Raw genomic sequence first — 26,097 nt, forward strand, 5'->3', positions numbered from 1 at the left:
CAAGCAGGGATCGGGACCGGCATGGCGGTGACGCTGAAGGATGTGGCGGCGCGGGCGGGGGTGTCGCGGTCGGCCGTGTCGCGGACCTTTACCGCCGGGGCATCGGTTTCGCCCGGTATGCGGGCGCGGGTGGAGGCGGCGGCGAACGAATTGGGCTATGCGCCGAATGCGCTGGCCTCAAGCCTGACGACGGGGCGGACGAAGCTGATCGGGCTGATCGTGAACAATTTCCACAATCCCCTGATCCTTGAGGTGTTCGATCTGTTCACGCGCGGCCTGCAGGATCGCGGATTGCGGCCCCTGCTGGTGAACCTGAGCGATGCGACGGATCCGGCGGCCTCGTTGCGGATGCTGCGGCAATATTCGGTGGATGGGGTGATCCTGGCCTCCTCCACGCTGCCTGCAAGTTTCGCGCGGGCTTTCCGGGCGGCGGGGCTGCCCATCGTGCATGCCTTCGGGCGGGCCGCGCCGGGGGCGGGGGTGCATGTCGTGGGGATCGACAATGCCGCCTGCGGGCGGATGGCGGCAGAGGTGCTGCTGGCGCGGGGCTACCGGCGGCTGGGGTTTCTGGGCGGGCCTCCGGGGGCCACATCGACGCAGGATCGCGAGGCGGGGTTTCTGGCGGGATGCAGTGGGCGGGCGGATGTGACGGTGGGGCGGTCGCATGCGGCGGCCTATACCTTTGACGCGGGCCGGGCCGAGATGCAGCGCCTGCTGGCGGCGGGCCCGGCAGAGGCCTATTTCTGCGGCGATGACCTGCTGGCCGTGGGGGCCATGAGCGCGATTGCCGATGCCGGGCTGCGGGTGCCGGGGGATATCGGGCTGATCGGGCTGAACGACATGGAGATGGCGCGCTGGCAGACCATCGCGCTGACGACGATCCGCCAGCCGCTGGACCTGATCATCCCGGCAGCGATCGACCTGGTGGTCGAGACGATCGAGCGGCCCGACCGCGCGCCGGAGCAGCGCCTGTTTCCCTGCCGGGTGGTGGAGCGGGGCAGTCTGCGGGCGGCCCTTTAGCGCAGCATGGGGGGGCGGGCCTCGACCCAGGCGCCGCCCTGGCGGGCCGAGGCGACGGCGGCATGGACCGCCGCGATGGAGCGCAGGCCGCTTTCCGCGCCGGGCAGGCCATCGCGCGGGGTGCCGCGGATGGCGTCGGCCAGTTCGCAATAGATATTGGCCACGGCCAGGGGGAAGCCTTCGGGATGGGCGATGGCCACCCGGCTGAGGCGGCGGGCCTCGTCACAGAGGCCGGCTTCGCCCTTTTCCATGATCTGGGTGCGCCCGCCGACCGGGGTATGGATCAGCTGGTTGGGCTGTTCGGAGGCCCAGCGCAGGCCGCCGGTTTCGCCGAAGATCTGGATGTCGAAGCCGTGCTGGCGGCCGATGGCGACCGAGGATGTCCAGAGCCGCCCCACCGTCCCGCGCGAGAGGCGGAAGTTGACCATGGCGTCATCCTCCAGCTGGCGCGAGGGGATGGTGGAGGCGAAATCGGCAGAGAGGCGTTCCACCTCGTCATCGCAGATGAAGCTGGCCATGTGCAGGGCATGGATGCCGCAATCGGCGAATTGCCCCGAAACGCCCGCCTGTGCGGGATCATAGCGCCAGCGCACGCGGGGGTTTTCGGCATCGGTGGCATCGCCGTGATGGCCATGGCTGAAATTGGTGACGACAAGGCGGATGCGGCCCAGTTCGCCCGCGCGGACCATGGCGCGCGCCTGGCGGACCATGGGATAGGCGGAATAGCAGTAGTTCACCGCGCAGAGGCGGCCCGTGCTGCGGCTGAGGCGGAGGAGATCCTCGCCCTCGTCCACGGTCACGGTCATGGGCTTTTCGCACAGGACATGGAAGCCTGCCGAGAGCAGCGCACGGGTGATTTCGTAATGGGTGGCGTTGGGGGTGGCCACGGTCACCAGATCGGGCCGGTCGGGGCGGCCCTGTTCGGCGGCCAGCAATTCGCGCCAGTCGCCATAGGCGCGGTCGGGCGCGATCCCGAGGCTTTGGGCGAAGGCGCGGCCTGCTTCGGGGCGGTGGTCCAGCGCGCCCGCGACCAGATCGAAATGCCCGTCGGCCAGCGCGCCGAGACGGTGGGCCGGGCCGATCTGGCTGCCTTCGCCGCCACCGATGAGTGCCCATTTGAGTTTGGCCATGATGATCCCTCAGAAACCGATGGAGGCGAGATAGTCGCGGTTCAGGCGCGCATCCTCGACCGGGCGGACATCCAGTGTCGGATCGCAATCCTGCTCGACGGTACACCATCCCTGATAGCCCGCGTCGAGAAGGATCTGCCGGACGGCGGGAAAATCCACGTCGCCCTTGCCGAGATTGCAGAAGATGCCCTGACCGCAGGCCTCATAGAAGCCGGTCCCCTTAGCGATGACATCGGCCTTCACGCGCGGGTCGATATCCTTGAAATGCATGTAGGAGACGCGGCCCACATGGCGGCGCAGGAAGGCCACGGGATCGAAGCCCGCATAGGAATGATGGCCGGTGTCGAAGCAGATCTTCAGCAGGCGGTCATCCACCTCGTCCAGCAGGCGTTCGAGTTCGGGTTCGAAATCCATGAAGCCCGCGGCATGGGCATGGATGGCGACGGTGAGGCCGAATTCCTCGGTCCCCAAGCGGGCGATAGTGGCGATGCGGTCGCGGAAGGCCTGCCATTCGGCGCGGTCCATCTGTTCGGCGGCCTCGGCGCGGCCCGCGGTGGGCGCGCGGCGGGGCGAGATGGAATCGATCAGCACCAGATGGCGCGCGCCATGGGCCGAGAGCGCCCGGCAGGTGCGCCAGGCGGCATCGCGGACATCGTCCCAGGCGGCGGGATCGTGGAAGGGGCGGAAAACCACGCCGCCGATCAGATCGAGGCCGGTCTCCTCAAGCGCGTCGAAAAGGATGGCGGGGTCTTCGGGCATGTAGCCGATGGGGCCGAGTTCGATGCCTTCATAGCCGGCGGCGGCGCAATCGCGCAGCACGTCGCGCCAGGGCGGGTTGCGGGGATCGCCCGCGAATTCGACACCCCAGGAACAGGGTGCATTGCCGATGCGGATGGTCATGGCCGGGGCTGCTCCTTCAGGCGGGGGTCACGTCTTGCCAGCGCCCGCTGGCGGCGGAAAGGAAGGCCGCTTCGATCACCTCGGCCACGGCGAGCCCGTCGCGGAAGCGCGGCCAGACCGGCTGGCCGGTGGCGATGGCCGAGAGGAAATCGCGTGCCTCGATGATGATCTGGTCCTGATAGCCGGTGCCATGGCCGGGGCCCTGGCAGAAGGCGAGGTAATCGGGGTGATCCGGGCCGGTCAGGATGCGGGTGAAGCCGCGCGTGGCATTCGGCCCTTCGGCGCGGTAGAGCCAGAGCGCGTTCTGGTCTTCCTGATCGAAGCGGATCGCGCCCTTGGTGCCGTGGATTTCATAGGCATAGCCCATCTTCCGCCCGGTCGCGACGCGGCTGATGAAGAGATGGCCCATCACCCCGCTGGCCGTGCGCAGCATGATCTGGGCCTGATCGTCATTGTCCACGGCAACCGGCCCTGAGGGGCCGGGGCGGGTGGTGTGGACGGTTTCGATGCGGGCCGATACCTCGGCTATGGGGCCCATGAGGGCGAGGGTGCAGTTGATGATATGGGGCGACAGATCGCCCATCGCGCCATTGGCCCGGCCCGAGGTGCGCCATGTGGCGGGCAGGGCGGGATCGGCGAGAAAATCCTCGCTATGTTCGGCGCGGAACCAAGTCACCGTGCCGATGGCCCCTTCGGCCAGCAGTCTGCGGGCGAATTGGGTGGCCGGGGTACGGACATAGTTGAAGCCGATCATGTTGGGCAGACCCGATGCCTCGGCCGCGGCTGTCATGGCGCGGGCGTCGGCGAGCGATGCGCCCAGCGGCTTTTCGCAGAAGACCGGCTTGCCCGCGGCGAAGGCCGCCTCGGCGATGGCGCGGTGGGTGGCCTGCGGCGAGGCGATGACCACCGCCTCGACCGCCGGATCGGCGACGAGATCGCGCCAGTCGCTGGCCGCGCGGGCAAAGCCATAGGCGCGGCGATAGCCTTCCGCCGAAGCGGGGCTGGCGGCGGCGATGACCTGAAGGCGCGGGCGAAGGGGCGTGTCGAAGACGGCACCGACGGCGGAAAGCGCCACGGCATGCGCCTTGCCCATATAGCCCCCGCCCACGAGTCCGATGCCGATATCGCGCATCCTGCCCCCCTTTTCCCTGGCCTGCCTCGCGGTTTCCGGGGTGCCTGGGCGGCCCCGGACGGAGATGGTTGCAACCGGTTGCAAAAGGCGTATCCTGAGTCCCGGCAGGGCGCAAGCCCCGTTATGGGCGGTGGCGCAAAGAGGGGGCGAGGGATGGCCGGGCTGGCGCGGCTTGCGGGGCGGAATTTCCTGGTCGTCGGGCGGGCGGGGATGGATCTCTATGCCGATCCGCCGGGCACGCGGATCGAGGACAGCCAGCGCTTTACGGCGGCGCTGGGCGGATCGGCGGCCAATATCGCGGTGGCGCTGGTGCGGCAGGGATGCCGGGCGGCGCTGATGACCTGCGTCGCGGCGGACGCGGTGGGGCAGTTCTGTCTGCGGCAGTTGGATGCATATGGCGTGGGGCGCGACCATGTCCGCGTCGCGGGCGGTGAGGCGCGCAATTCGCTGGCGGTGGTGGAGACGCGGGCGTCGGACTGCCAGTCGGTGATCTATCGCAACGGGGCCGCCGATTTCGCGCTGGAGCGGGCCGATGTGGAGGCGGTGGAGTATGCCGCCCTGTCGGGGCTGGTGGTGACGGGCACGGCGCTGGCGGCAGAGCCGTCGCGCGGGGCGGTGCAGCGGGCCATCGCGCTGGCGCGCGGGGCGGGGGTGCCGGTGATCCTGGATATCGACCATCGGCCCTATTCCTGGGCGTCCGATGCGGAGGCTTCGGCGGTGTGCGGCGCGGCGGCGGCGCTGTGCGATGTGATCGTCGGCAATGAAGAGGAATTCTCCCTGCTGGCCGGCGCGGCGGCCATGGGCGCCGAGGCGGGGATTGATGCCGCGCGCGGGCTGGTGGCGCGGGGGGCGCAGGTGGCTGTCTACAAGATGGGCGAGAAGGGGGCGGTGACGGTGACCGCCGAGGAGGAGATCGCCACCGGGATCTATCGCAGCCGCGCGCTGAAGCCCACGGGGGCGGGGGACAGTTTCCTGGGGGCCTTCCTTGCCGCGCTGGCCGAGGGCCGCCCGCTGCGCGACTGCGTGCTGCGCGGATCGGCGGCGGCGGCCATGGTGGTGGCCCGCGTGGGCTGTGCCCCGGCCATGCCGACCCAGGCCGAGCTTGACAGGTTTCTGGCCGAGGATGCCGGGCCGACCCCGGTCTGACAGGAGAAGAGCATGCATATCCCGCCCCATGACAACCGGAACCGCGCCATCGTCGACATGGGTGATGCGCGGGTGCCGCTGGTCTATTTCAACATCCTGCGGCTGAAGGCGGGGGAAAGCTTCGGCTATCGCCTGCCGGGATACGAGAGCTGTGTCGTGCCTGCGACCGGGACGGTGGAGGTGGATTGCGCGGGCGAGACCTTTGTCGATATCGGCCAGCGCGGCGCGGATGTCTGGGATGGGGAACCCGAGGGGGTTTACATTCCCAGCGACACCCCCGCCCGGATCACCGCGCGGCGCGACAGCGAGGTCTTTGTCGCGGGCGCCCGCTTTGACCGGACGCTGCGCCCCTTTGCCGTGCGGGCGGGCGATCTGGACGTGGTGCAATACGGATCGGACGAGACGAAGACGCATCGCAAGATCAAGCATATCCTTGGCGCGGCCTGCCATGACAGGGTGGGGCGGCTGCTGGTGAGCGAGCTTTACACCGTGGGCGCGGGGGGCTGGTCGGGCTTTCCCAGCCACAAGCATGACACCGACCGCCTGCCCGACGAGACGCGGCATGACGAATGCTATAACTTCCGCTTCCGGCCCGGGCATGGATCGGGGTTGCAGATGCTGCAGCGCGTCGACAATGAACCGGGCGATGCCTATCACGTGATGGACGGATCGACCGTGCTGATCGACCGGGGCTATCATCCCTGCTGCGTGCTGCCGGGATACGAGATGTATTACTTCACCATCCTTGGCGGGCAGAGCCAGCGCAGCCTGCGGCAGTTCTTCCAGCCGACCCATGCCGATCAGGTGAAGACGATCCCGGGGATCATGGACATGGTGGCAAAGTTCCGATGACGGTGGCGACGCTGGCCGATGTGCTGGGCCCGGCCATGGCGGGGGGCTATGCGGTGCCGGGGCTGGTCTGTCTGGGATGGGAGGACATGCGCGCCTTCGTGGCGGCCGCCGAGGCGGAGCGCGCGCCGGTGATCCTGCAGGCGGGGCCGGGGTGCCGGGCGCATACACCGCTGCCGATCCTCGCGCGGATGCTGCGCCATCTGGCCGAGGCGGCAACGGTGCCGGTGGTGGTGCATCTGGATCATGGCACCTCGCCCGAGGAGTGCCGCATCGCGCTGGACGAGGGGTTTTCGTCGGTGATGTATGACGGATCGCGCCTGCCGCTGGAGGAGAACATCGCGCGGACGGCGGAGGTGGCCGAGATGGCGCGGCGCGCGGGGGCGGGATGCGAGGGCGAGATCGGGCTGGTGGGCTATGCGGGGGGCATCGCCTCATCCGGCACGGACCCGGAGGAGGCCGCGCGTTTCGCGCGCGAGACGGGCGTCGATGCCATGGCGGTATCGGTGGGCAACCTGCATCTGCAGGAGGCGGCGGGGCGCGGGCTGGATCTGGCGCGGCTGCGCGCGATCGAGGCGGTGACGACGGTGCCGCTGGTCATCCATGGCGGATCGGGCGTGCCGCCCGAACAGCGGGCGGCGCTGGCGGCGGGGTCGCAGGTGTGCAAGTTCAACATCGGAACCGAATTGCGTATGGAATTCGGGCGCGCCCTGCGGCAGGCGTTGGCCGAGGATCCGGCGCAGTTCGACCGCATCGCCATCCTCAAGGCAACCGAAGGCCCGCTTTCGGCAGCGGCGCGGGCGGTGATGCGGGGGATGGGGGCTGCGGGCCGGGCCGGGTAGGCGGGCGGCCTAGCGGTGCAGCACCTCGGCCAGAAGGGGGTTGGGGAAGCGGCGCTGCTGGGTGACGGCGAAGAAGGTCTCGCCGATCCCGTCGAGACGCGCGGCCTCGACCAGCGCGCCGGAGAGGAGTTCGTCGCGCACGACGATGGGCGGGATGATGGCAAGGCCCGCATCGGCGCGGGTGAGAAGGCGGATCATGGCCATGTCATCCACCTCGGCGGCGAGGATGGGGGTCACGCCCAGCCGGGCCGCCAGCGCATCGAAGGCCGCGCGCAGGGCGGTTTCGCGGGTGGGCAGGATCAGCGGCTGGGTGGCGATCAGTTCGGCCAGCGGCAGCGGGGCAGTGCCCATGCGGGCGGGCGTGCCGATCAGGCTGACGGGCTGTTCGTCCAGCCGGTGGATCAGCCAGGGGCTGGCGGCATCGCGGGCCGGGGCGAGATTGGTCAGCACCACATCGAGGGCCAGCGCCTCCAGCCCGCGCAGGAGTTCGTCCTGCGAGCCGGAGCGGATCACCACCTCGACATCGGGCCGTCCGATCAGGGGGCGCAGGAACTGCATCTGGAAATTGCGCGACAGCGTGGCCAGCGCCCCCACGCGCAGCGCGCGCCGGGCGCGGCCGGTTTCGCGCAGGGTGGCGGTCAGGTCATCGGCGGTGCGGAAGATCGCCTCGGCATGATCGAGGGCGATGCGCCCGGCCTCGGTCAGCACGAGGCCGCGCCCGCGCCGTTCGAAAAGATCCTGGCCCAGCGACGCCTCGAGCGCGCGAAGCTGCGTGGACAGCGCCGATTGCGACAGGTTCAGCCCGCGCGCCGCCCCGGTGAGGGTGCCATCGCTGGCCACGGCGCGAAACAGGCGCAGGTGATGCAGGTTGATCTGGGCCATTCTTCCATCAAACCGAACGATTTCAGAAAATATATGTAATTTTCTGGCCAAGGGACAAGGGCTAGATCAGCCGGAACGATCCTGAACCCGAATGATTGCGCGACGGAGCCTGTGCCATGACGAGCCTTCCTCTGATCCTGATTTCGCCTGTCCTGCTGCTGGCGGCGGCGCTGCCGCTGTTGCGCCATGGCGGGCGGCGGCCCGGACGCCTGCCCCTGCTGGCCGAGGCGGCGGCGCTGCTGGCGCTGGGCATCGCGCTGGCCGGGGCGGTGCAATTCGCGCTGGCCGGGCCGATGGCCTTTGGGCCGGAGGGGCTCGCGCTGGTGCGGCTGGATGCGATCAGCGTGACGATGGCGGTGCTGGTGGCCTTTGTCGGCTGGATCGTGACGCGCTATGCGCGGCGCTTTCTGGATGGCGAGGCGCGCGAGGGGCGTTTCCATGCGCTGACGCTGGCCGCGATCGCGGCGGTGCTGATCCTGGTGCAGGCGGGCAGCCTGCCGGTGCTGGTGGCGGCCTTCGTGGCGACCGGGCTGATCCTGCGGCAATTGCTGCTGTTCTATCCCGAACGGGCCGAGGCGCGGCGTGCGGCGGCGAAGTTCATCCGGGTCTGGGCTGCGGGCGATGTGCTGCTGGTGGGGGCGGCGGTGCTGCTGTGGCTGGCTTATGGGCGGCTGGATATCGCGGGCCTGTCCGAGGCGGCGGGGATGGCGGGGCTGCCTGCGCTGGCGCAGGGCGCGGTGGCGCTGCTGGTGGCGGTGGCGGTGCTGAAGACCGCGGCCTTCCCGGTGCATGGCTGGCTGACCGAGGTGATGGAGGCCCCGACCCCGGTTTCGGCGCTGCTGCATGCGGGGATCATCAATTCGGGCGGCGTGCTGCTGATCACCCTGTCGGGGCTGGTGCAGCACAGCCCGGGCGCGATGGCGGCGCTGGTTCTGATCGGCGGATTGACGGCGCTGTTCGGGGCACTGGTCATGCTGACGCAGAGCGCGGTGAAGACGGCGCTGGCCTGGTCGACCGTGGCGCAGATGGGGTTCATGCTGTTGCAATGCGGGCTGGGCCTGTGGCCGCTGGCACTGCTGCATATCGTGGCGCATTCGCTTTACAAGGCGCATGCCTTCCTGAGCGCGGGCGGTGCCGTGCGGGCGGTGAATGCGATCCGCAAGCCGGGCCCGGTGGCGGTGCCGGGGCTGGGCGCGGTGGCGCGGTCCTTCGCGCTGGCGCTGGTGCTGTATCTGGCGGTGGCGGCGGTGTTTTCGGCGCTGGTGGGCGAGAAGACGCCGCAGGCGCTGGCCTTGGGGACGATGCTGATCTTCGGTGTGTCCTACCTGATCGCGCAGGGCCTTGCCGATGCGGCACCCGGCGCGCTGACGCGGCGGACGGGGGCGGCCTCGGTCGCGGCGGCGCTGGCCTATTTCGGCTTTCAGGTCGTGGCGCAGGCCATCTGGGGGGCGCATCTGCCCGCCGCACCCGTGGCCGGGCCGCTGGAATGGGCGCTGATCGTGGTGGCGGTGCTGTCCTTCGGGCTGGTGGCCTTTGCACAGGCGCTGTTCCCGCTCTGGGCGCATCACCCCTCGACCGCGGGGCTGCGGGTGCATCTGGCCAACGGGCTCTATCTGAACGCGCTGTTCGACCGGATCACCGGCGGCTTCCGCATCGCGACGAAATCCTGACCACACCCATCCGACAACGGAGAGAGACATGTTCATCAAGCACAGTCAGATCGCGCCGATGCTGGCCTCGGGGTTGCGGGAGGCGGCAGAGGCCGCGGCGCGCGCGATCCCGCCGGCCTTTCCGCTGGATGCGACGGTGGCGGTGAACCCCTTCCTGGGCCAGACGGGCGAGGATCTGGCGCAGGCGGCGGCCCGGCTGGGCCGGGTGGCGGGGGTGCGGCTGACGCTGCCGCGCGAGGACCTGGCCGCGCGGGTGGCGCGGGGCGAGATCGACGATGACGATCTGGCGGCGGCGCTGATCGCCTCGACGAGCCCCGTCAAGCCGCGCGACCTGTCCTGGCTGAAGGCGCGGCTGACGGCGGACAGCCCGGAGCCCGAGGCGCTGCCCACGGTGGCGGATCTGGTCGCCCGGGCGACGGGGACGGATTGGCCCGCGATCCTGGGGCGCAGTTTCGGGCTGTGGGCGGCGGGGCATTTCGACCGGGGGCAGGCGCTGTGGACACCGCGGCCCGGGCATGGGGCCTTTGCCGCCTGGCGGGAATGGGCGACGCATGACCTGACGCCGGAAATCGCGGGGCTGGACGGTTTCGCCGCCCATGTGGCCGAAGCGCCCGACACGGCCGAGCGCGCGATCCTGCGCGCGGCAGAGCGGTTGGGCATCAGTGCCGAGGCGGCGGAGACGGTCTTTCACCGGCTGCTGGTCGATCTGGGCGGCTGGCCGCAGCATGCGCGCTGGCTGCTCTGGCAGGCCGAGTTGAAGGGGGGCACGGATGCCACGCTGATCGACATGCTGGCGATCCGGCTGATCTGGGAAGAGGCGCTGCTGGCCCATTGCCCCGCGGTGGCCGAGGCCTGGCAGGCCACGGTCGCCGCCCATGCCGCGCCGCTTTTGCCGACGCCGGATCAGGCGCTGGACGTGGTGCTGCAGGAAGCGGCGGAGCGGGCGCATCAGCGCAGGCTGGCTTCGCTGCTGGCCGCGCCCCTGGTCCCTGCGGCGGCGGTTGCGCGCCCGGTCCTGCAGGCGGCCTTTTGCATCGACGTCCGCTCTGAAGTGCTGCGCCGCGCTTTGGAAGCGCAGGATGGCCAGATCGCCACGCTGGGTTTTGCAGGCTTCTTCGGCCTGCCGCTGGCTCATCGCCCCGAAGGCACGGAGGAATTGCAGGCCCATCTGCCGGCCCTGCTGAACCCGGCCATGACATCGACCAGCCATGGCAGCGAGGCGGAAGAGGCGGCGCTTCGCATCTCGGCCCGGGCGGCGCGGGCCTGGGGGCGGTTCCGGCAGGCGGCGGTGTCGTCCTTCGCCTTTGTCGAGGCGGCGGGTCCGGTCTACGGGGCCAAGCTCCTGGGCGATGCGCTGGGGCGGGGCAGGGGCGGGATGGCGCCCTTGCCGCGCCCGCGGATCGAGGGCGGGCTGAGCGCGGCGCAGAAGGCGCAGACGGCGGCGGCGGTGCTGCGCGCGATGAGCCTGACCGAGGGCCATGCGCGGCTGGTGCTGCTGGTGGGCCATGGCGCGCAGGTGACCAACAATCCGCATGAAAGCGCCTATCATTGCGGGGCCTGCTGCGGCCAGACGGGCGAGGTTTCGGCGCGGCTGCTGGCCGATCTGCTGAACGATCCCGAAACCCGGGCGGGGCTTGCCGGGGAAGGCATCGCGCTTCCTGCCGATACGCTGTTCGTGGCGGGGCTGCATGACACGGTGACGGATGAGGTCACGCTTTATCCCGATGCGGCGGTGGCGGATCATGCCGCCGACCTGGACCGGGCCGCGGCCTGGCTTGCGGCGGCGGGACAGGCGGCGCGGGCCGAGCGGGCGCTGCGCCTGCCCGGCGCGCGGGCCGAGGATCTGCCGCGCCGGGCGCTGGACTGGGCCGAGGTGCGGCCGGAATGGGGGCTGGCGGGGTGCAGCGCCTTCATCGCCGCGCCGCGGGCGGTGACGGCGGGGCGCGATCTGGCCGGGCGGGCCTTCCTGCACAGCTATGACTGGCATCAGGATCGCGACTTTGCCACGCTGGAACTGGTGCTGACCGCGCCGGTTGTGGTGGCGAGCTGGATCAGCCTGCAATATTACGGATCGACCGTCGCGCCGCGGGTCTTTGGCGGGGGCAACAAGCTGATCCACAATGTCGTGGGCGGGATCGGGGTGGTCGAGGGCAATGGCGGCCTGCTGCGCCCGGGCCTGCCGCTGCAAGGCGTGCATGACGGCGCGGCCCCCGCGCATGAGGCGCTGCGCCTGTCGGTGATGATCGAGGCGCCGACCGCGGCGATGACGGCGATCCTGGAGCGCCATGACGGGGTGCGGGCGCTGTTCGACAAGGGCTGGATGCATCTGTTCGCCCTGCAGGACGGCCGTGTCGCCGCGCGCTATCGCCCGGGGCTGATCTGGGAGGAGGGGCCGGCCGCGATCGGGCTTTCGGCGGCCTGACGGGCGGCGGTCCTATCGCTGCAGGAGGGGGCCGGTCAGGATGATGGCCATGCCGGCCAGGCAGAGGGCCGCCCCCAGCAGATCCCAGCGGGTGGGGATCTGCCCTTCGACGACCCAGAGCCAGAGCAGCGAGGCCGCGATGTAGACGCCGCCATAGGCGGCATAGGCGCGGCCTGCGAAGGGCTGGTCGATCCGCGTCAGGAGCCAGGCAAAGAGCGCCAGCGACAGCATCCCCGGCACCAGCCAGAGCGCCGAGCGATCCAGCCGCAGCCAGGCCCAGAAGGCAAAGCAGCCCGCGATTTCGGCCAGCGCGGCCAGCGCATAGGCCCCGATTGCGGGAAGAACGCCTGTGATGCCCATCTTGCCCAACCTTCCTGCCCGACCGGACTGCATCGCCAGTTCCGACCTGACCTTTCTGCCCCGCACCGCGCCTTTGGCGCAAGGCGGGATCCGGGAAGGGACCGTTTCAAGCCTCTGGAAAGGGCAGGATAGGCAAGGCGGATCAAGGAGATAGGTGGTGCTGCAAGAGAGGATTGAACTCTCGACCTCTCCCTTACCAAGGGAGTGCTCTACCACTGAGCTACTGCAGCGCCGGGTCGATTGCGGCTGTGCCGCGCGACGTGGCGGGTGAATAGCCGCCTTCCGGTGCGGGTGCAAGTGCAAAGTCGCCGCTTTTTCCGGCGCAATCTGGACCCTTTCCGCCGCTTCGTATAGGAGGGGGCGATGGAGCCGGAACCCGAGAAAACCAAGCCCGCCAAAGCCGCCCGGACCGCGTCGGAAGGGACGCGGGAGGCGCGGTTGAAGGCGGCGCTGAAGGCCAATATGGCGCGGCGCAAGGCGCAGGCCAGGGCGCGGGGCGGGGCGGGCAGGGCAGAAGATGACGGGGGTGCCGCGGGCAGCCCCCGCGAGAACGAGTGAGGCGGGCAGATGGATTCGATACTGGTCAAGGGCAATGGGGCGCTGAACGGGGTGATCCCGATCGCGGGGGCCAAGAATGCCTGCCTGACGCTGATGCCCGCCACCCTTCTGACCGAGGAGCCGCTGACGCTGACGAATGCGCCGCGGCTGTCGGATATCCGGACAATGACCCAGCTTCTTCAATCCCTTGGCGCGGAAGTTGCGGCCTTGCAGGACGGGTTGGTGCTGGCGATGTCGTCGCATGACATCGACAATCATACCGCCGATTACGACATCGTGCGGAAGATGCGGGCCTCGATCCTTGTCCTTGGGCCGATGCTGGCGCGGGATGGGCATGCGGTGGTGTCGCTGCCGGGCGGATGCGCCATTGGCGCGCGGCCGGTGGACCTGCACCTGAAGGCGCTGGAGGCGATGGGGGCGGAGCTGGACCTGCGGGAAGGCTATGTCCATGCCAAGGCGCCGGGCGGGCGGTTGAAGGGGGCTGTGGTCGAATTTCCCTTTGTTTCCGTGGGGGCCACGGAAAACGCGCTGATGGCGGCGACGCTGGCGAAGGGGACGACCGTGTTGAAGAACGCGGCGCGGGAGCCGGAGATTGTCGATCTGGCCCAATGCCTTAGGAAGATGGGCGCGCAGATTGACGGCGAGGGGACGGAGACCATCACGGTGCAGGGCGTGGACCGTCTGCATGGCGCGACGCATCCCGTGGTGACCGACCGGATCGAGTTGGGGACCTATATGCTGGTGCCTGCGATCTGCGGGGGCGAGGTGGAATGTCTGGGTGGGCGGATGGATCTGGTGGGGGCATTCGCCGAGAAGCTGGATGAGGCCGGGATCAGCGTGAGCGAGACGGAGCGGGGTCTGAAAGTGTCGCGGAAGGGCGGTCGGGTGCGGGCCGTGAACGTGACGACGGAGCCGTTTCCGGGGTTCCCGACGGACCTGCAGGCGCAGATGATGGCGCTGCTCTGCACCGCCGAGGGCGTGTCGGTTCTGGAGGAAAAGATCTTTGAAAACAGGTTCATGCATGCGCCCGAGCTGATGCGGATGGGGGCCAGGATCGACGTGCATGGCGGCACGGCGACGGTGACGGGGGTGGCCAAGCTGAGGGGGGCGCCGGTGATGGCGACGGACCTGCGGGCGAGCGTCAGCCTGATCCTTGCGGGGCTGGCCGCCGAGGGCGAGACGGTGGTGAACCGGGTCTATCACCTGGACCGGGGTTATGAGCGGGTCGAGGAAAAGCTGCGGGCCTGCGGGGCGCAGATCGAGCGGATCAAGGGCAACTGATGGCCGACGCGCGCTTTGAGGATGGCGAGATCGGCCCGCTGAACCTTGTGGCGCGGGACGGGGAGGATCTGCAGGTCATCTCGGCCCTGGTGCAGGATGCGGTGCTGACCGGGGCGGATCTGAAATGGGAGCGGTCGAAGCGGCGATTTGCCTGTCTGATCAATCGCTTCCGTTGGGAGGACCGGGCGGCGGCCGAGGCTGCGCGGCGGCCCTATGAGCGGGTGCGGGCGCTTCTGGTGATCGAGGATGCGGGCGCGGTGCGGTCGCAGGGGATCGACCGGGGGGACCCGGAGACGGTGCTGTCGATCCTGTCGCTGGCCTGGGAGCCGGGGGAGGACGGGACGGGGGCGGTGACGCTGGTTCTGGCGGGCGACGGGGCGGTGCGGGTGGAGGTCGAGGCGCTGGAAGTGACGCTGCATGATGTCACGCGGCCCTATCTGGCGCCGAGCCGGAAGAAACCCGCGCATCGGGATTAACCAAGTCCTTGGGATTGCCGGATTTTCCGCGCCGCAGCCGTGCAGCGCGCCAGTGCAGCACGGCAGTGCAGCGGGCGGTGCATACAAATTCCGAGAGGGCAGGGCGGCGGTTCGTGGTTAACCGTGCGCAGGCGCAGGTGTTTTGGCGCATCCTGTGGTTCGAGCCCTGGATGGGGCGAGATGTGGTTTGCTCGTGCGGGGAGGCCCGAAGACCCTTTGGATTGGGGACAGATCCGCCGTTTTACCGGGGTCGGCGCGGCCCCCTCCCCGACCCTCCCCCGCGCCCTGCGGGGAGGGAGAAGGGGGCGGAGAGGATCGGGCCTGGGTCTTGGTGGGGGCGGGGGCGCCCCCTCCCCGGCCCTCCCCCGCCCTGCGGGGGAGGGAGAAGGGGGTGGTGAGGAATGGGCCGAGGTCTTGGTGGGGGGCAGGGGTGCCCCCTCCCTGAGCCGTCCCCGCCATGTGGGTGGGCACGGCTGCGGGCCGGCCTGTCAGCGCGGAGGTCCGCGCCCTGACGCGATCAGCCCCGGAAGCTGCCGCGTCCGAAGCGCAATTCGTATTCCGAGCCGGAAGCCGGGGTGGGGCCGATCAGTTTGCAATTTGCGGTGGAGCCGGTGAGGCTGGCGCGATCCGGGACGGAGGTGAAATAGGACAGGTCGATCCTGTAGGTCTTGCCCGCCACGCGCACCTCGCCCGCGCGGGCCATCTTGGCCACGGTGGTGCGAAGTTGCCGGTTTTCAAGCGCGCCGGAGCCGCAGACGGCAAACCGGCCCTGGTCGGTGAAGACCGCCCAGGCGAAGTAATAGACATGGCCCAACCCTTCGGTGAACTGGATGCTGGATTCAGTGAAGCGGCCATCGACAGGCACGGTGAAATCGGCGGCCCGGACGGCGGGGGCGGCGAGGAGCAGGCCGGCAATGAGGGAAAGCGCAAGACGCATGGAACATATCCTTGGCAATCGGGAAAGGTGCTGGAAACAGAGGGAAAATCGTGACCGGACTGGGGGAAGGATTCCCCTGCGGATGGCTGTCCGTCAAGCGGTTTGCGGGCCGTATTCGGGGTCACTTCGGGGCGGGGGGGCGGGCCGCGCGGGACGGCGCGCGCGGGACTTGAGCGCGGGCAGCCTGCGCGCTAGATGGGGCGCACCCTGCGGAGGCCTGGCCCATGACCTTTTTCCTGTCCACCCGTGATGCCGGTTTCGCGGCGGATTTCGCGCAGCTTCTGTCGATGAAGCGCGAAGAGGCCGAGGATGTGGATCAGGCCGTGGCCGCCATCATCGCCGATGTCCGGGCGCGGGGGGATGCGGCGCTGCTGGAGCTGACGGCGCGGTTTGACCGGATGGCGCTGACGGCGGAGCGGCTGGCCTTTTCGGACGACGAGATCGAGGCGGAGATTGCCAGGGTGTCCACCGAGGATCGGGCAGCGCTGGAATTGGCGGCGGCGCGGATCCGGGATTATCACCTGCGGCAGTTGCCCGAGGATGCAAGCTGGACCGATGCGGCGGGGGCGACCTTGGGCTGGCGCTGGACGCCGGTTTCGGCGGCGGGGCTTTATGTGCCGGGGGGGCTTGCCTCTTATCCTTCGTCTGTCCTGATGAATGCCATTCCGGCGAAGGTGGCGGGGGTGTCGCGGCTGGTCGTGACCTGCCCGACGCCGGGGGGGGTGGTGAACCCGCTTGTGCTGCTGGCGGCGCGGATTGCGGGGGTGGATGCGGTTTACCGTGTGGGGGGCGCGCAGGCGGTGGCGGCGCTGGCCTATGGGACGGCGACGATCGCGCCGGTGGACAAGATCACCGGGCCGGGGAATGCCTATGTGGCGGCGGCGAAGCGGCGGGTGTTCGGGCGCGTGGGGATCGACATGATCGCGGGGCCGTCGGAGGTGCTGGTGATCGCGGATGGTGACAATGACCCGGATTGGGTGGCGCTGGACCTGCTGAGCCAGGCCGAGCATGACGAGAGCGCGCAGGCGATATTGATCACCACGGATGCGGGGTTCGGGCAGGCCGTGGCGGCGGCGGTTGAGGCGCGGTTGCAGATGCTGGAGCGGCGGGCGATTGCCGGGGCGTCGTGGCGCGACAATGGGGCGGTGATCGTGGTGCGGGATCTGGACGAGGCGGCGGATCTGGCCAACCGGATCGCGGCGGAGCATCTGGAGATCATGGTGGCGGAGCCGGAGGCACTGGCCGCGAAGATCCCGCATGCGGGGGCGATCTTCCTGGGTGCGTGGACGCCGGAGGCGATTGGCGACTATGTGGGCGGGCCGAACCATGTGCTGCCGACGGCGCGGTCGGCGCGGTTTTCGTCCGGGCTGAACGTGCTGGATTTCATGAAGAAGACGACGATGGCGCGGATGACGCCCGAGGCCTTGCGCGCCATCGGGCCGAGCGCGGAGCGGCTGGCGGTGAGCGAGAGCCTGCAGGCGCATGGGTTGAGCGTGCGGGCGCGGCTGGACCGGTTGAACGGGTAGGGGTGGGGTGAACCCCACAAGGCGGGGTGAACCCCTACAAGGCGGGGTGAACCCCTACAAGGCGGGGTGAACCCCGCCCTACGGTTTGGCGCAGGGGCGCAGCGGCAGGTTTCGGACGGCCTTTCTCTGCATGGCATGCGCGGTACCTCCCCCATCGCCCTTGCGCTGCGGGTTCTGGTCGGGCATCACCCTTCGGGTGAAAAGAGGTCTGCCATGAACCGCATCTGCCATATCGAGATTGACGAGCGGGGTCTGGCCCGCCCGACGCCGGAGATCGAGCAGGAGCGGCGGGTGGCGATCTTTGACCTGCTGGAGGAAAACTCTTTCGCGCTGCCGGTGCGGGAGGGGCGGGAGGTGCCGTCCGGGCCCTATCGGCTGGGCCTTGCGATCCGCGAGGGGCGGCTGGTCTTCGACATCGGGTCGGAAGCGGGGGAGAAGGTGGGGGAGTTCCATCTGTCCCTCGGCCCGTTCCGGCAGGTGGTGAAGGATTATTTCCAGATCTGCGAGAGCTATTTCGAGGCGGTGAAGCGCCTGCCGCCCAGCCAGATCGAGGCGATCGACATGGCCCGGCGCGGCATCCACAACGAAGGCGCGCGGGTTCTGCAGGAGCGGCTGGAGGGCAAGGCCGAGGTGGATACCGATACGGCGCGGCGGCTGTTCACGCTGATCTGCGTCCTGCACTGGGGTTGATCTTGGGCGACGGTTTTCCCGCTTCGGTGCTGTTCTGCTGCGATCACAATGCCGTCCGCTCGCCCATGGCCGAGGGGTTGATGAAGCAGATGTATGGCCAGCGGGCCTATGTCCAGTCGGCCGGCGTGAAGAACGACATGGAGGTGGACGGCTTTTCCATCGCCGTCTGCAAGGAATTGGGGATCGAGCTGAGCCGCCATCGCAGCCGGTCCTTCGAGGAGATGCAGGAATGGGGCGATGACCTGTCGCAGTTCGATCTGATCGTCGCGCTGTCGCCCGCGAGCCAGAGAACGGCGCTGGAGCTGACCCGTTTCTATCATCTGGACGTAGAATACTGGCCGATCCTGGATCCCACGGGCCTGGGCGAAAGCCGCGAGGCGAAGCTGGCGGCCTACCGTCAGGCGCGGGACCAGATCAGGGACAGGATGCTGGCGCGGTTCGGGCCGCCGACGGAGGAGACGACATGACGAGAGCGGATGCGATGGCCCTGATCGGGCGCTATTACGCGGCCTTCAATGCGGGCGATGCGGGCGGCATGCTGGACTGCGTGGCCGAGGATGTGGAGCATCGCGTGAACGAGGGCGGCATCCGGCGCGGGCGCGCGAAATTCGCCGAGTTCTGTTCCCATATGGGGGTGAGCTATCGCGAGGAGCTGAAGGATCTGGTGATCTTCGCCAATGACGAGGGCACGCGGGGGGCGGCGGAATTCGTGGTGCATGGCGAATATCTGCAAACCGATCCGGGCCTGCCCGAGGCCAAGGGCCAGCGCTATATCCTGCCCGCGGGCGGGTTCTTCGAGATCAAGGGCGGCAGGATCGCGCGCGTCACCACCTTCTACAACCTGAACGACTGGATCACACAGGTATCGGCATGAGCCGCGACCTGCCGGAGGGGATCACCGTCCGGGCGCTGCGCGGGGCGGCGCTGGAGGCGGCGCTGGACGATGTGGCACGCCTGCGCATCGCGGTGTTCCGCGACTGGCCCTATCTCTATGACGGCACGCTGGATTATGAGCGGGAGTACCTGCGCACCTACCGGGAATCCGGGGGGGCGCTGCTGGTGGGGGCGTTTTTCGGCGATGTGCTGGTGGGGGCCTCCACCTCGACCCCGATGGAGGATCATGCGGGCGAATTCGCAGCCCCCCTGGCGGGGCGGGGGGTGGCGCTGGAGCAGATCCTTTATGGCGCGGAATCGGTCTTGCTGCCGGAATATCGCGGCAAGGGGATCGGGCATCGCTTCTTTGACCTGCGCGAGGCGCATGCCCGCGAGCTGGGGCGCAGCCATGTGGCCTTCTGTTCGGTGATGCGGCCCGAGGATCACCCGCAGCGCCCATCCAGCTATCGCAGCAATGATGCCTTCTGGCGGGGGCGGGGCTATGCGCCCTTGCCCGGGGCGGTGGCGGAGTTTTCCTGGAAGGATCTGGGCGAGGCGGCCGAGACGGTGAAGCCGCTGCAGTTCTGGATGCGGGCGATCTGAGGGCGCATTGCAGCGCGGTGCGGCGGAAGGCCGCCGGTTTCGCGCCGAGGCATCGGCGCGGCCCGGCCCATGGCGCGGCTTGCGTATTGCCGGGGGCGGTTCGGCGCTTGTAGGGCTGGATCACGGCCATCGCGGCCTGTGCCTGCCGGACCTTGCGACAATTCCGGATCAGGCAGGGAACCGGATGGGCGCCTTGCGCGTTATGTCGTCAGACAACATCTCCGGAGGTCATTGACATGAAGAACATCATCCTTCTTTCCGCCCTTGCGCTGGGCACGGCGGCCTGTGTGCCTGCGGATCAGGCGACGCTGGGCGGTGCCGCCACGGGCGCGGTGCTGGGCGCGGCGGTCTCGGATTCCGATGACCGGGTGGAAGGCGCGATCATCGGCGCGGCGGTCGGCGGTGTGGCGGGCAACATGATCGGCCGGGCGAATACGCCCAATGACTGTGTCTATGAAGACCGTTATGGCCGCCGCTATGTGGCGCCCTGCCCGTAAGGCAGGCGCGCGCGGGTGATCCTGCGGAAGCCGGGGCCGGGAGCAGATCCCACGCGCGCGCCCCGGCTTTTGCTTTTGGGGCCGGGGAAACGGGTGTTCCCCGGCGCGGAAGACTGGCAAGAAGGGGGGATGATCGCATTGCCCGAGGCCCGCCCATGAAGATCGCCGCCGCTGCCTATCCCTTGAGCTTCCTTCCCGATTTCGCGGCCTATGAGGCCAAGCTTTCGGCCTGGGTGGCAGAGGCCGCGGGGCAGGGGGCGGATCTGCTGGTCTTTCCGGAATATGGGGCGATGGAGCTGGCCTCGCTCGGCGGGGCGGAGGTGGCGGCGGATCTGGAGCGGGCGCTGGTCGAGGTGGCGCGCTGGCGGGATGCGGTGGACGGGCTGCATCTGCGGCTGGCGGCGGCGCATGGGGTGCATATCCTCGGCGCATCGGGGCCGGTCTGGCCCCGCCCCGGGGCGCGGCCGGTGAACCGGGCGACGCTTTACGGGCCGGGGGGGATTGTCGGGCATCAGGACAAGCAGATCATGACGCGGTTCGAGCGCGAGACCTGGTTCGTGGCGCCGGGCGCGGGCCTGCCGGTGTTCGACACTCCGCTGGGCCGGATCGGCGTGCTGATCTGTTATGACAGCGAGTTTCCACTGCTGGCGCGGCGGCTGGTGGAGGCGGGGGCGGAGGTGATCCTGGTGCCGTCCTGCACCGATACGCTGGCGGGGTTCACGCGGGTGCGGGTGGGGGCCATGGCGCGGGCGCTGGAGGGACAGTGCATCACGGTGCATTCGCCCACGGTCGGGCTGGCGGAGTGGTGCCCGGCGGTGGACGAGAATGTGGGGGCGGCGGCGATCTACGGGCCGCCGGACCGGGGCTTTCCGCCGACGGGGATCTTCACCGAGACCGCGCTGAATGCGCCCGGCTGGGCGGTGGCCGAGGTGGATCTGGCCGCCGTGGCCGAGGTGCGGCGCGATGGCGGGGTGCTGAACCATCTGCATTGGGGCGAGCAGGCGGAGCGGCTGGCGCGGGGGTGAGCGGGCGGCTGGGCGGGCGTTGACGCATATTCGCATTCTGATAGGATTGCGGGTTGAACGGCCCCTCGCAGGGGGCCGGTGATGACCGGGAAAACCGGCGGGCAGGGCAGGTGCGAGATTGCGGGCAAGGCGGGGTTTTCCCTTTGGACGGGCCTGGGCGGCGGGGCTTTGCCTCGGGCTGGCGGGCGTGAGCGCGATCCCGGTCGTGATCGGGGCGGGGCCGCCCGGCTTGCGCTGCGAGCGGGCCGAGGGTGCCGATCCGGCGCAGGCCGAGGCCCTGTGCCGGGCTGTGGCGGCGGCGCTGGAGGCGCAGGCGGAGGCCGGAGCGGGGGCGGCGACTGCGCTGATGCTGGAGATAAGTGTGGCGCGGCCCGATCTGGTGGCGGCGCGCTGGTGGCGGGACGGCAAGGCCGGGCTGGTGATGCAGGTCGTGGCGATGGATGGGCCGCTGATGCCCGATTGGGCGCAGCAGATGGCGCGCGGCCTTGTCCGGAGAGTGCCGCCATGATTCCACCGTGCTGCCCCGACTTCGGCGTTTTCCGCCCCTAGGCTGACACGGCAAGTTCCACCCTGTGTTCCAACCTCCACCCTGTGTTCCATGCGAGTGACCCATGTGTACAATGTGCTTTGCACCCCGGCCCGATGACGACTGCGCCTATTCCAATCCCACGGTGACAGTCTCGGCGACGATCCTTGAATCCGGCGATGCCACCAGCAGCTTCAGCGATCCCTCGATCGTGACCATCGCCGTCGGGGATGAATTCCTTGGCAGCATCACCGGCGGGGACCGCGACCTTGTCGCGGTGACGCTGGTGGCGGGCCAGACCTATGAGATCACGCTGGCCGGAACGGGAAGCACGCCCGAACTGGACACCTATCTTCGGGTGCTGGACAGCAGCGGCAACGTCATCGCCGAGAATGACGACTACAGTTCGGCCCTGTCGTCGCGGATTTCCTTTACGCCGTCCTCCGGGGGGACGTTCTACCTTTCGGCGGGCGGCTATGGCGACAGTCAGGCCGGCAGCTACAGGCTGGCGATTGCCGAAGTGGCCCCGCCGGCCCCGCCGGCCGTGGGGACGCTGAACGAATTGGCGGATTATCTGACCGATGGATACTGGGAAAGTGTCGGCAGTCTTCGCCACAGTTTCGATGTGCAGACGGACAATATCATCACCTACAACATCACGGCGCTGACGGCGGCGGGGCAGCAGCTGGCGCTGTGGGCGATGGATATCTGGGAGATGGTCGCGAATATCGACTTCCAGGCCTCGGCCGAATACAACGCGGACATCATGTTCGATGACGCGGCCGATGGCGCCTATGCGAACAGCCTGACCACCTGGATGTTCATCGACCGGTCCACGGTCAATGTCGGCGAGAACTGGCTGAACAGCTATGGCACGGGATATGGCAGCTACAGCTTCCAGACCTATGTGCATGAGATCGGCCATGCGCTGGGGCTGGGCCATCAGGGCGGCTATAACGGGGCTGCCAGCTATGGCCAGGACGAGGATTTCCTGAACGACAGCTGGTCGATGTCGGTGATGTCCTATTTCCATCAGGACGAGAACACGACCGATCCGGGCAGCTTTGCCTATATCCTGTCGGCGATGCCCGCCGATATCGTGGCGATCCAGAACCTTTACGGCGCGGCCAGCGGCGGGGCGACTGCGGGCAACACGGTCTGGGGTGAGGGCAACACGCTGGGCAATGCGCTGGGAACCTTCCTGTCCGACATCTTCGAGGGCGGCGCGGGCATGACGACCCGGTCCTTCACCGTCTATGACGAGGGCGGGATCGACACGATCCGCATGACGCAGGATGTGACGAACCAGAATGTCTCGCTCGCCTCGCTGGGGCGGTCGGATGTGATGGGGGGGCTTGGCAACATGACCATCGCCCGGGGCACGGTGATCGAGAATTTCGAGGCCGGGTCGGGCAATGATACCGTCGTCGGCAATAATGCGGTGAACCAGCTGACCGGCAATGCGGGCCACGACCGGCTGTCGGGGCTTGGGGGAAATGACCTGCTGGATGGCGGTGCCGGTTTTGATACGCTGCGCGGCGGGAACGGTGATGACCGCCTGGTGGGACGGGACGGGTCTGATACCCTTTTTGGCGAGGCGGGCAATGACCAGCTGTTCGGTGGAAACGGGGCCGACCGGCTGGATGGCGGGGCGGGCAATGACCAGATGACCGGCGGGCTGGGGGCGGATGTCTTTGTCTATGCGCTGGGCAGTGACACGATCTTCGGCTTCCAGAACGATGTGGATACGCTGCGCGTCGAGGCGGATCTGCTGGGGGCGGGGGCGAGTTGGGAGACATTCTCGGCCCTGGCCGATGAACGCGCGGACAGCATCGTCTTCAACTTCGGCAGCGGCAACCGGCTGGTGGTCATGGGCGTGACGGATGTGGCCGTGCTGGAGAATGACCTGGTGCTGTTCTAGCGGATCGGGCGGGGCGGGCATGGCCCGCCCCGCCCCAATCTGCGCCGGATGCCTGTTTTCCCCTTGAAAAATCTGCCGACTGGGCGCAATAGCTGTGCCCGAAGCCCGCGAGCCCTGCTTGCGGGCGCAAACCCCATTTGGAGTGACCATGGCCAAGGAAGACATCCTCGAATTCCCCGGTGTCGTGAAGGAACTCCTGCCGAACGCGACATTCAGGGTCGAGCTGGACAACGGCCATGAACTGATCGCGACGATGGCAGGCAAGATGCGCAAGAACCGCATCCGCGTTCTGGCAGGCGACAAGGTGCAGGTGGAAATGACGCCTTACGACCTGTCGAAAGGCCGCATCAACTATCGCTTCAAGTGAAGCTGATCCTCGGGTCCGGGAGCCCGCGCCGGAAGGAGCTTCTGGCGCAGCTGGGCATCGTGCCGGATGCGATCCTGCCGCCCGATATCGACGAGGATCCCCGCAAGGGGGAATTGCCCCGCCCCTATGCCGCGCGGCTGGCGCGCGAGAAGGCGGCGGCGGTGGCGGCCGGTCCTGATGACATCATCCTGTGCGCGGATACGACGGTGGCGCTGGGCCGCCGCATCCTGGGCAAGCCCCGCGATGCGGGGGAGGCTGCGGAATTCCTGACGATGCTGGGCGGGCGGCGGCATGAGGTGATCACGGCGGTGGCGGTGCGCCGGGGCGCGCGGCTCTGGGCGCGCGAGAGCGTCAGCGCGGTGAAGATGAAGCGGCTGTCGGATGCGGAGCTGAACGCCTATCTGGCGGGCGGCGAATGGGAGGGCAAGGCCGGGGCCTATGCCATCCAAGGGTCGGCGGGGGCCTTCATCCCGTGGATTTCGGGCAGTTTCACCGGCATCGTGGGCCTGCCGCTGGCCGAGACGGCGGCCCTGTTGCAGGCGGCGGGATGGCCGGTCTGGAGGCGGGAATGAAGGGGCGTGTGATCTGTCTGGATCAGATCGGGGGCCGCGATGCGGCGGCGCTGATCGTGGACGGGCGGCTGGAGGATCTGCTGATCGACCCGGCGGGGGACGAGGTGCTGCCGGGCGCGATCTATCGCGCGGTGGCGGACCGGCCCGTCAAGGGACAGGGCGGCATGTTCGTGAAGCTGCCGGGGGGATCGGGCTTTCTGCGGCAGGTCTCGGGCCTGGCGCCGGGGCAGCGGATCATCGTGCAGGTGACCGGCCCGACGGAGCCGGGCAAGGCGGTGCCGGTGACGGTGCGGCTGCTGTTCAAGTCGCGCTGGGCGATCGTCACGCCGGGGGCGCCGGGGATCAACATCTCGCGCCGGATCCGGGACGAGGCGGCGCGGGCCGATCTGCAGGCGCTGGCGGAAGAGGCGATGGCGGGGGCGCCGGCCGATCACGGGCTGATCCTGCGCTCGGCCGCCGAGGGCGAGGATGAGGCGGCGGTGGCCGAGGATATCCTGGCGATGAAGGAGATGGCCGCCGCCGTGGTGGCCGATCTGGCGGGGGGGCCGGAACTGCTGGTCGATGGGCCGGGCGCGCATGAGGCGGCCTGGCGCGACTGGGCCGAGCCCGCGGCGGATGAGGTGATCGAGGGCGGGTTTGACGATCATGGCGTGCGCGAGATGATCGACGCGCTGCTGGCGCCCCGGGTCGATCTGCCAGGCGGCGGGCACATGATGGTGGAGCCGACACGCGCGCTGGTGGCGGTGGATGTGAATACGGGGCCCGATACCTCGCCCGCCGCCGCGCTGAAGGCCAATATCGCGGCGGCGCGGGATCTGCCGCGGCAGCTGAGGCTGCGGGGCCTGGGCGGGCAGGTGGTGGTGGATTTCGCGCCGGTGCCGAAGAAGGACCGGGGCACGCTGGACCAGGTGATGAAGGCGGCCTTCCGGGCCGAGGGCGGCGAAAGCCATCTGGCGGGCTGGACGGCGCTGGGCCTTTACGAGATGACGCGCAAGCGCGACCGGCTGCCGCTGGCGGCCCTGCTGGAGGCGGGGGCATGACCTGCCCGGTTTGCGGCAAGGCGGTGGTCGCGGCCTATCGCCCCTTCTGTTCGCGCCGCTGCGCGGATGTGGATCTGGGGCGCTGGCTGACGGGGGGCTATGCTATCCCGGCCGAACCGGCCGAGGAGGCCGACCTGCCCGAGCCCGGCGAAGACCCGCCCGCGCGGCGGCACTGAGACCGGCCTTTGGCCATTGTGCGGGGCCTTTGCGGGCGCACGAATTTTCTGCCGAAACCCTCTGGACAGCCCCGCCCGCCTGACGTATCACCCGCCCACCCGAAGGGGCCTGCCCCTTTGATCACGGTGCCCAGATAGCTCAGTTGGTAGAGCAGCGGATTGAAAATCCGCGTGTCGCTGGTTCGATTCCGGCTCTGGGCACCAATTAAAATCCAACAAAATCAGATAGTTGCTCTGCGTGGCTTGGCGCGGTTCTCCTGCGGTTTGGGGTTCTGGACTTCAATTGGACTTCAATTTGGTTGCAGAATGCATGGTGGGAGGGCGTGGGGGAAGAGTGTTGTGCGGGTTTTGGGGAGCGGTGGGGCGGGAAAAGAATCGAGCTTGGCGAGGTCATTTTCGGACGCGTTGGAAGCGGACGAACTTTGGGTCATTCGCTTTCATCAAGTCGTGGCGAAACAGCAATTGAGGGTATCGAGCACCCGGCCGAACCGGATGTGCATGCCACGCTGACGCAGTTGAATTTCCACATCTGAACAGCGGCCCCGCAGTGAGGGGTGAAGTTTAACCGAGCCCGTCTTGACACAATCCCTGCTTGTGATTGTTGATTTGCACTGAGAGCTGACCCGGGTTTTCCATCGAGAAGTGACCCACCATTGGTTATGGATTTCGTGTCATG

The 26,097-nt window shown here is 68.8% G+C and carries 28 protein-coding genes and 2 tRNA genes; 23 read left to right on the plus strand and 7 right to left on the minus strand.

The features are described from left to right. The first annotated feature begins 21 nt into the window (after positions 1-21). The gene (locus G5V65_RS17775; protein ID WP_165052795.1) at positions 22-1,020 is read left to right on the plus strand and encodes a LacI family DNA-binding transcriptional regulator; all 999 of its coding nucleotides are present in this window, start codon (positions 22-24) and stop codon (positions 1,018-1,020) included. Here G5V65_RS17775 and G5V65_RS17780 read toward each other — a convergent pair. From G5V65_RS17780 to G5V65_RS17790, 3 genes are read right to left on the minus strand one after another with little or no spacing between them, the layout of a single operon-like run. Next, positions 1,017-2,150 carry a Gfo/Idh/MocA family protein gene (locus G5V65_RS17780; protein ID WP_165052798.1) on the minus strand — a complete coding sequence of 378 codons (1,134 nt, stop codon included), beginning with the start codon at positions 2,148-2,150 and terminating at the stop codon, positions 1,017-1,019. The genes G5V65_RS17775 and G5V65_RS17780 overlap by 4 nt on opposite strands. 9 nt (positions 2,151-2,159) lie before the next feature. After that, positions 2,160-3,050: a sugar phosphate isomerase/epimerase family protein gene (locus tag G5V65_RS17785; protein ID WP_165052801.1), complete on the minus strand. Its 891-nt coding sequence runs from the start codon at positions 3,048-3,050 to the stop codon at positions 2,160-2,162. A gap of 16 nt (positions 3,051-3,066) precedes the next feature. After that, entirely contained in the window at positions 3,067-4,182 is a 1,116-nt protein-coding gene (locus G5V65_RS17790) for a Gfo/Idh/MocA family protein (protein ID WP_165052804.1), read from the minus strand. A gap of 153 nt (positions 4,183-4,335) precedes the next feature. Here G5V65_RS17790 and iolC point away from each other — a divergent pair, with 153 nt between their 5' ends. Genes iolC through G5V65_RS17805 form a run of 3 tightly spaced genes read left to right on the plus strand, consistent with a single transcriptional unit; the run spans position 4,336 to position 7,019 of the window. Next, the gene (gene iolC, locus G5V65_RS17795) at positions 4,336-5,328 is read left to right on the plus strand and encodes a 5-dehydro-2-deoxygluconokinase (protein ID WP_165052806.1); all 993 of its coding nucleotides are present in this window, start codon (positions 4,336-4,338) and stop codon (positions 5,326-5,328) included. A 12-nt stretch (positions 5,329-5,340) separates the two neighbouring features. Then, on the plus strand, positions 5,341-6,180 hold the full coding sequence (locus tag G5V65_RS17800) for a 5-deoxy-glucuronate isomerase (protein ID WP_165052809.1): 840 nt from the start codon (positions 5,341-5,343) through the stop codon (positions 6,178-6,180). Then, entirely contained in the window at positions 6,177-7,019 is an 843-nt protein-coding gene (locus G5V65_RS17805) for a class II fructose-bisphosphate aldolase (protein WP_165052811.1), read from the plus strand. Before G5V65_RS17800 ends, G5V65_RS17805 begins: the two co-directional genes overlap by 4 nt. Before the next feature lie 9 nt (positions 7,020-7,028). Here the strand turns inward: G5V65_RS17805 and G5V65_RS17810 are convergent, their stop codons facing one another. After that, the gene (locus G5V65_RS17810) at positions 7,029-7,901 is read right to left on the minus strand and encodes a LysR family transcriptional regulator (protein WP_165052814.1); all 873 of its coding nucleotides are present in this window, start codon (positions 7,899-7,901) and stop codon (positions 7,029-7,031) included. A gap of 116 nt (positions 7,902-8,017) precedes the next feature. Here G5V65_RS17810 and G5V65_RS17815 point away from each other — a divergent pair, with 116 nt between their 5' ends. Beyond that, on the plus strand, positions 8,018-9,571 hold the full coding sequence (locus G5V65_RS17815; RefSeq protein WP_165052817.1) for a proton-conducting transporter transmembrane domain-containing protein: 1,554 nt from the start codon (positions 8,018-8,020) through the stop codon (positions 9,569-9,571). 28 nt (positions 9,572-9,599) lie between these two features. Then, on the plus strand, positions 9,600-11,993 hold the full coding sequence (locus G5V65_RS17820) for a YbcC family protein (protein ID WP_165052820.1): 2,394 nt from the start codon (positions 9,600-9,602) through the stop codon (positions 11,991-11,993). A gap of 12 nt (positions 11,994-12,005) precedes the next feature. Here G5V65_RS17820 and G5V65_RS17825 read toward each other — a convergent pair whose 3' ends face one another. Together G5V65_RS17825 and G5V65_RS17830 are read right to left on the minus strand one after the other, a co-directional pair. Then, positions 12,006-12,353, minus strand: coding sequence for a YnfA family protein (locus G5V65_RS17825; protein WP_165052823.1), 348 nt, complete (start codon positions 12,351-12,353; stop codon positions 12,006-12,008). Between the two features lie 155 nt (positions 12,354-12,508). After that, positions 12,509-12,583 (minus strand) — tRNA-Thr (locus tag G5V65_RS17830). A gap of 133 nt (positions 12,584-12,716) precedes the next feature. Here G5V65_RS17830 and G5V65_RS17835 point away from each other — a divergent pair. From G5V65_RS17835 to G5V65_RS17845, 3 genes are read left to right on the plus strand one after another with little or no spacing between them, the layout of a single operon-like run. Further along, positions 12,717-12,911 (plus strand): hypothetical protein, encoded by a 195-nt coding sequence (locus G5V65_RS17835; protein WP_165052826.1) that lies wholly within the window; start codon positions 12,717-12,719, stop codon positions 12,909-12,911. Positions 12,912-12,920: 9 nt separating this feature from the next. Further along, positions 12,921-14,192: a UDP-N-acetylglucosamine 1-carboxyvinyltransferase gene (gene murA / locus G5V65_RS17840; RefSeq protein WP_165052829.1), complete on the plus strand. Its 1,272-nt coding sequence runs from the start codon at positions 12,921-12,923 to the stop codon at positions 14,190-14,192. Then, positions 14,192-14,668: a DUF2948 family protein gene (locus G5V65_RS17845; protein ID WP_165052832.1), complete on the plus strand. Its 477-nt coding sequence runs from the start codon at positions 14,192-14,194 to the stop codon at positions 14,666-14,668. The genes murA and G5V65_RS17845 overlap by 1 nt, the downstream gene beginning before the upstream one ends. Positions 14,669-15,185: 517 nt before the next feature. Here the strand turns inward: G5V65_RS17845 and G5V65_RS17850 are convergent. Further along, positions 15,186-15,605 carry a hypothetical protein gene (locus G5V65_RS17850; protein WP_165052835.1) on the minus strand — a complete coding sequence of 140 codons (420 nt, stop codon included), beginning with the start codon at positions 15,603-15,605 and terminating at the stop codon, positions 15,186-15,188. A gap of 224 nt (positions 15,606-15,829) precedes the next feature. Between G5V65_RS17850 and hisD the strand changes: the two genes are divergently transcribed. The 14 genes from hisD (at position 15,830) to G5V65_RS17920 (ending at position 25,625) form a co-directional block, all read left to right on the plus strand. Beyond that, positions 15,830-17,131, plus strand: coding sequence for a histidinol dehydrogenase (hisD, locus tag G5V65_RS17855; RefSeq protein WP_165052838.1), 1,302 nt, complete (start codon positions 15,830-15,832; stop codon positions 17,129-17,131). A gap of 213 nt (positions 17,132-17,344) precedes the next feature. Beyond that, complete coding sequence (locus G5V65_RS17860; RefSeq protein WP_165052867.1) at positions 17,345-17,821, plus strand: UPF0262 family protein; 477 nt, start codon at positions 17,345-17,347, stop codon at positions 17,819-17,821. Between the two features lie 65 nt (positions 17,822-17,886). Continuing rightward, on the plus strand, positions 17,887-18,288 hold the full coding sequence (locus tag G5V65_RS17865) for an arsenate-mycothiol transferase ArsC (RefSeq protein ID WP_206526866.1): 402 nt from the start codon (positions 17,887-17,889) through the stop codon (positions 18,286-18,288). Continuing rightward, a complete protein-coding gene (locus tag G5V65_RS17870; protein ID WP_241250631.1) occupies positions 18,285-18,695 on the plus strand; it encodes a ketosteroid isomerase-related protein in 411 nt (136 codons plus the stop codon). The genes G5V65_RS17865 and G5V65_RS17870 overlap by 4 nt, the downstream gene beginning before the upstream one ends. Next, the gene (locus G5V65_RS17875; RefSeq protein ID WP_165052841.1) at positions 18,692-19,297 is read left to right on the plus strand and encodes a GNAT family N-acetyltransferase; all 606 of its coding nucleotides are present in this window, start codon (positions 18,692-18,694) and stop codon (positions 19,295-19,297) included. The genes G5V65_RS17870 and G5V65_RS17875 overlap by 4 nt, the downstream gene beginning before the upstream one ends. A 236-nt stretch (positions 19,298-19,533) precedes the next feature. Next, the gene (locus G5V65_RS17880; RefSeq protein ID WP_165052844.1) at positions 19,534-19,794 is read left to right on the plus strand and encodes a glycine zipper 2TM domain-containing protein; all 261 of its coding nucleotides are present in this window, start codon (positions 19,534-19,536) and stop codon (positions 19,792-19,794) included. Positions 19,795-19,949: 155 nt separating this feature from the next. Continuing rightward, complete coding sequence (locus G5V65_RS17885) at positions 19,950-20,819, plus strand: carbon-nitrogen hydrolase family protein (protein WP_165052847.1); 870 nt, start codon at positions 19,950-19,952, stop codon at positions 20,817-20,819. A 187-nt stretch (positions 20,820-21,006) separates the two neighbouring features. Then, on the plus strand, positions 21,007-21,327 hold the full coding sequence (locus G5V65_RS17890; protein WP_165052850.1) for a hypothetical protein: 321 nt from the start codon (positions 21,007-21,009) through the stop codon (positions 21,325-21,327). A 112-nt stretch (positions 21,328-21,439) separates the two neighbouring features. Next, on the plus strand, positions 21,440-23,266 hold the full coding sequence (locus G5V65_RS22730) for a M10 family metallopeptidase C-terminal domain-containing protein (protein WP_165052853.1): 1,827 nt from the start codon (positions 21,440-21,442) through the stop codon (positions 23,264-23,266). Between the two features lie 148 nt (positions 23,267-23,414). Next, the gene (gene infA, locus G5V65_RS17900; RefSeq protein WP_023664579.1) at positions 23,415-23,633 is read left to right on the plus strand and encodes a translation initiation factor IF-1; all 219 of its coding nucleotides are present in this window, start codon (positions 23,415-23,417) and stop codon (positions 23,631-23,633) included. Continuing rightward, positions 23,630-24,205, plus strand: coding sequence for a Maf family nucleotide pyrophosphatase (locus tag G5V65_RS17905; protein ID WP_165052855.1), 576 nt, complete (start codon positions 23,630-23,632; stop codon positions 24,203-24,205). Before infA ends, G5V65_RS17905 begins: the two co-directional genes overlap by 4 nt. Then, positions 24,202-25,245, plus strand: coding sequence for a ribonuclease E/G (locus tag G5V65_RS17910; RefSeq protein WP_165052858.1), 1,044 nt, complete (start codon positions 24,202-24,204; stop codon positions 25,243-25,245). The genes G5V65_RS17905 and G5V65_RS17910 overlap by 4 nt, the downstream gene beginning before the upstream one ends. Continuing rightward, a complete protein-coding gene (locus tag G5V65_RS17915) occupies positions 25,242-25,421 on the plus strand; it encodes a DNA gyrase inhibitor YacG (protein ID WP_165052861.1) in 180 nt (59 codons plus the stop codon). Before G5V65_RS17910 ends, G5V65_RS17915 begins: the two co-directional genes overlap by 4 nt. Before the next feature lie 128 nt (positions 25,422-25,549). Then, positions 25,550-25,625, plus strand: a tRNA-Phe gene (locus tag G5V65_RS17920). Positions 25,626-26,097 lie beyond the last annotated feature (472 nt).

The sequence above is a fragment of the Paragemmobacter kunshanensis genome (assembly GCF_011059185.1).
Classification (GTDB): Bacteria; Pseudomonadota; Alphaproteobacteria; order Rhodobacterales; family Rhodobacteraceae; genus Paragemmobacter; species Paragemmobacter kunshanensis.

Excerpts from the sequence above, each read along its gene's own strand:
- G5V65_RS17775 (WP_165052795.1), top strand. The coding sequence starts at position 22 with ATGGCGGTGACGCTGAAGGATGTGGCGGCGCGGGCGGGGGTGTCGCGG.
- G5V65_RS17780 (WP_165052798.1), bottom strand. The coding sequence starts at position 2,150 with ATGGCCAAACTCAAATGGGCACTCATCGGTGGCGGCGAAGGCAGCCAG.
- G5V65_RS17785 (WP_165052801.1), bottom strand. The coding sequence starts at position 3,050 with ATGACCATCCGCATCGGCAATGCACCCTGTTCCTGGGGTGTCGAATTC.
- G5V65_RS17790 (WP_165052804.1), bottom strand. The coding sequence starts at position 4,182 with ATGCGCGATATCGGCATCGGACTCGTGGGCGGGGGCTATATGGGCAAG.
- iolC (WP_165052806.1), top strand. The coding sequence starts at position 4,336 with ATGGCCGGGCTGGCGCGGCTTGCGGGGCGGAATTTCCTGGTCGTCGGG.
- G5V65_RS17800 (WP_165052809.1), top strand. The coding sequence starts at position 5,341 with ATGCATATCCCGCCCCATGACAACCGGAACCGCGCCATCGTCGACATG.
- G5V65_RS17805 (WP_165052811.1), top strand. The coding sequence starts at position 6,177 with ATGACGGTGGCGACGCTGGCCGATGTGCTGGGCCCGGCCATGGCGGGG.
- G5V65_RS17810 (WP_165052814.1), bottom strand. The coding sequence starts at position 7,901 with ATGGCCCAGATCAACCTGCATCACCTGCGCCTGTTTCGCGCCGTGGCC.
- G5V65_RS17815 (WP_165052817.1), top strand. The coding sequence starts at position 8,018 with ATGACGAGCCTTCCTCTGATCCTGATTTCGCCTGTCCTGCTGCTGGCG.
- G5V65_RS17820 (WP_165052820.1), top strand. The coding sequence starts at position 9,600 with ATGTTCATCAAGCACAGTCAGATCGCGCCGATGCTGGCCTCGGGGTTG.
- G5V65_RS17825 (WP_165052823.1), bottom strand. The coding sequence starts at position 12,353 with ATGGGCATCACAGGCGTTCTTCCCGCAATCGGGGCCTATGCGCTGGCC.
- G5V65_RS17835 (WP_165052826.1), top strand. The coding sequence starts at position 12,717 with ATGGAGCCGGAACCCGAGAAAACCAAGCCCGCCAAAGCCGCCCGGACC.
- murA (WP_165052829.1), top strand. The coding sequence starts at position 12,921 with ATGGATTCGATACTGGTCAAGGGCAATGGGGCGCTGAACGGGGTGATC.
- G5V65_RS17845 (WP_165052832.1), top strand. The coding sequence starts at position 14,192 with ATGGCCGACGCGCGCTTTGAGGATGGCGAGATCGGCCCGCTGAACCTT.
- G5V65_RS17850 (WP_165052835.1), bottom strand. The coding sequence starts at position 15,605 with ATGCGTCTTGCGCTTTCCCTCATTGCCGGCCTGCTCCTCGCCGCCCCC.
- hisD (WP_165052838.1), top strand. The coding sequence starts at position 15,830 with ATGACCTTTTTCCTGTCCACCCGTGATGCCGGTTTCGCGGCGGATTTC.
- G5V65_RS17860 (WP_165052867.1), top strand. The coding sequence starts at position 17,345 with ATGAACCGCATCTGCCATATCGAGATTGACGAGCGGGGTCTGGCCCGC.
- G5V65_RS17865 (WP_206526866.1), top strand. The coding sequence starts at position 17,887 with ATGGCCGAGGGGTTGATGAAGCAGATGTATGGCCAGCGGGCCTATGTC.
- G5V65_RS17870 (WP_241250631.1), top strand. The coding sequence starts at position 18,285 with ATGACGAGAGCGGATGCGATGGCCCTGATCGGGCGCTATTACGCGGCC.
- G5V65_RS17875 (WP_165052841.1), top strand. The coding sequence starts at position 18,692 with ATGAGCCGCGACCTGCCGGAGGGGATCACCGTCCGGGCGCTGCGCGGG.
- G5V65_RS17880 (WP_165052844.1), top strand. The coding sequence starts at position 19,534 with ATGAAGAACATCATCCTTCTTTCCGCCCTTGCGCTGGGCACGGCGGCC.
- G5V65_RS17885 (WP_165052847.1), top strand. The coding sequence starts at position 19,950 with ATGAAGATCGCCGCCGCTGCCTATCCCTTGAGCTTCCTTCCCGATTTC.
- G5V65_RS22730 (WP_165052853.1), top strand. The coding sequence starts at position 21,440 with ATGTGCTTTGCACCCCGGCCCGATGACGACTGCGCCTATTCCAATCCC.
- infA (WP_023664579.1), top strand. The coding sequence starts at position 23,415 with ATGGCCAAGGAAGACATCCTCGAATTCCCCGGTGTCGTGAAGGAACTC.
- G5V65_RS17910 (WP_165052858.1), top strand. The coding sequence starts at position 24,202 with ATGAAGGGGCGTGTGATCTGTCTGGATCAGATCGGGGGCCGCGATGCG.
- G5V65_RS17915 (WP_165052861.1), top strand. The coding sequence starts at position 25,242 with ATGACCTGCCCGGTTTGCGGCAAGGCGGTGGTCGCGGCCTATCGCCCC.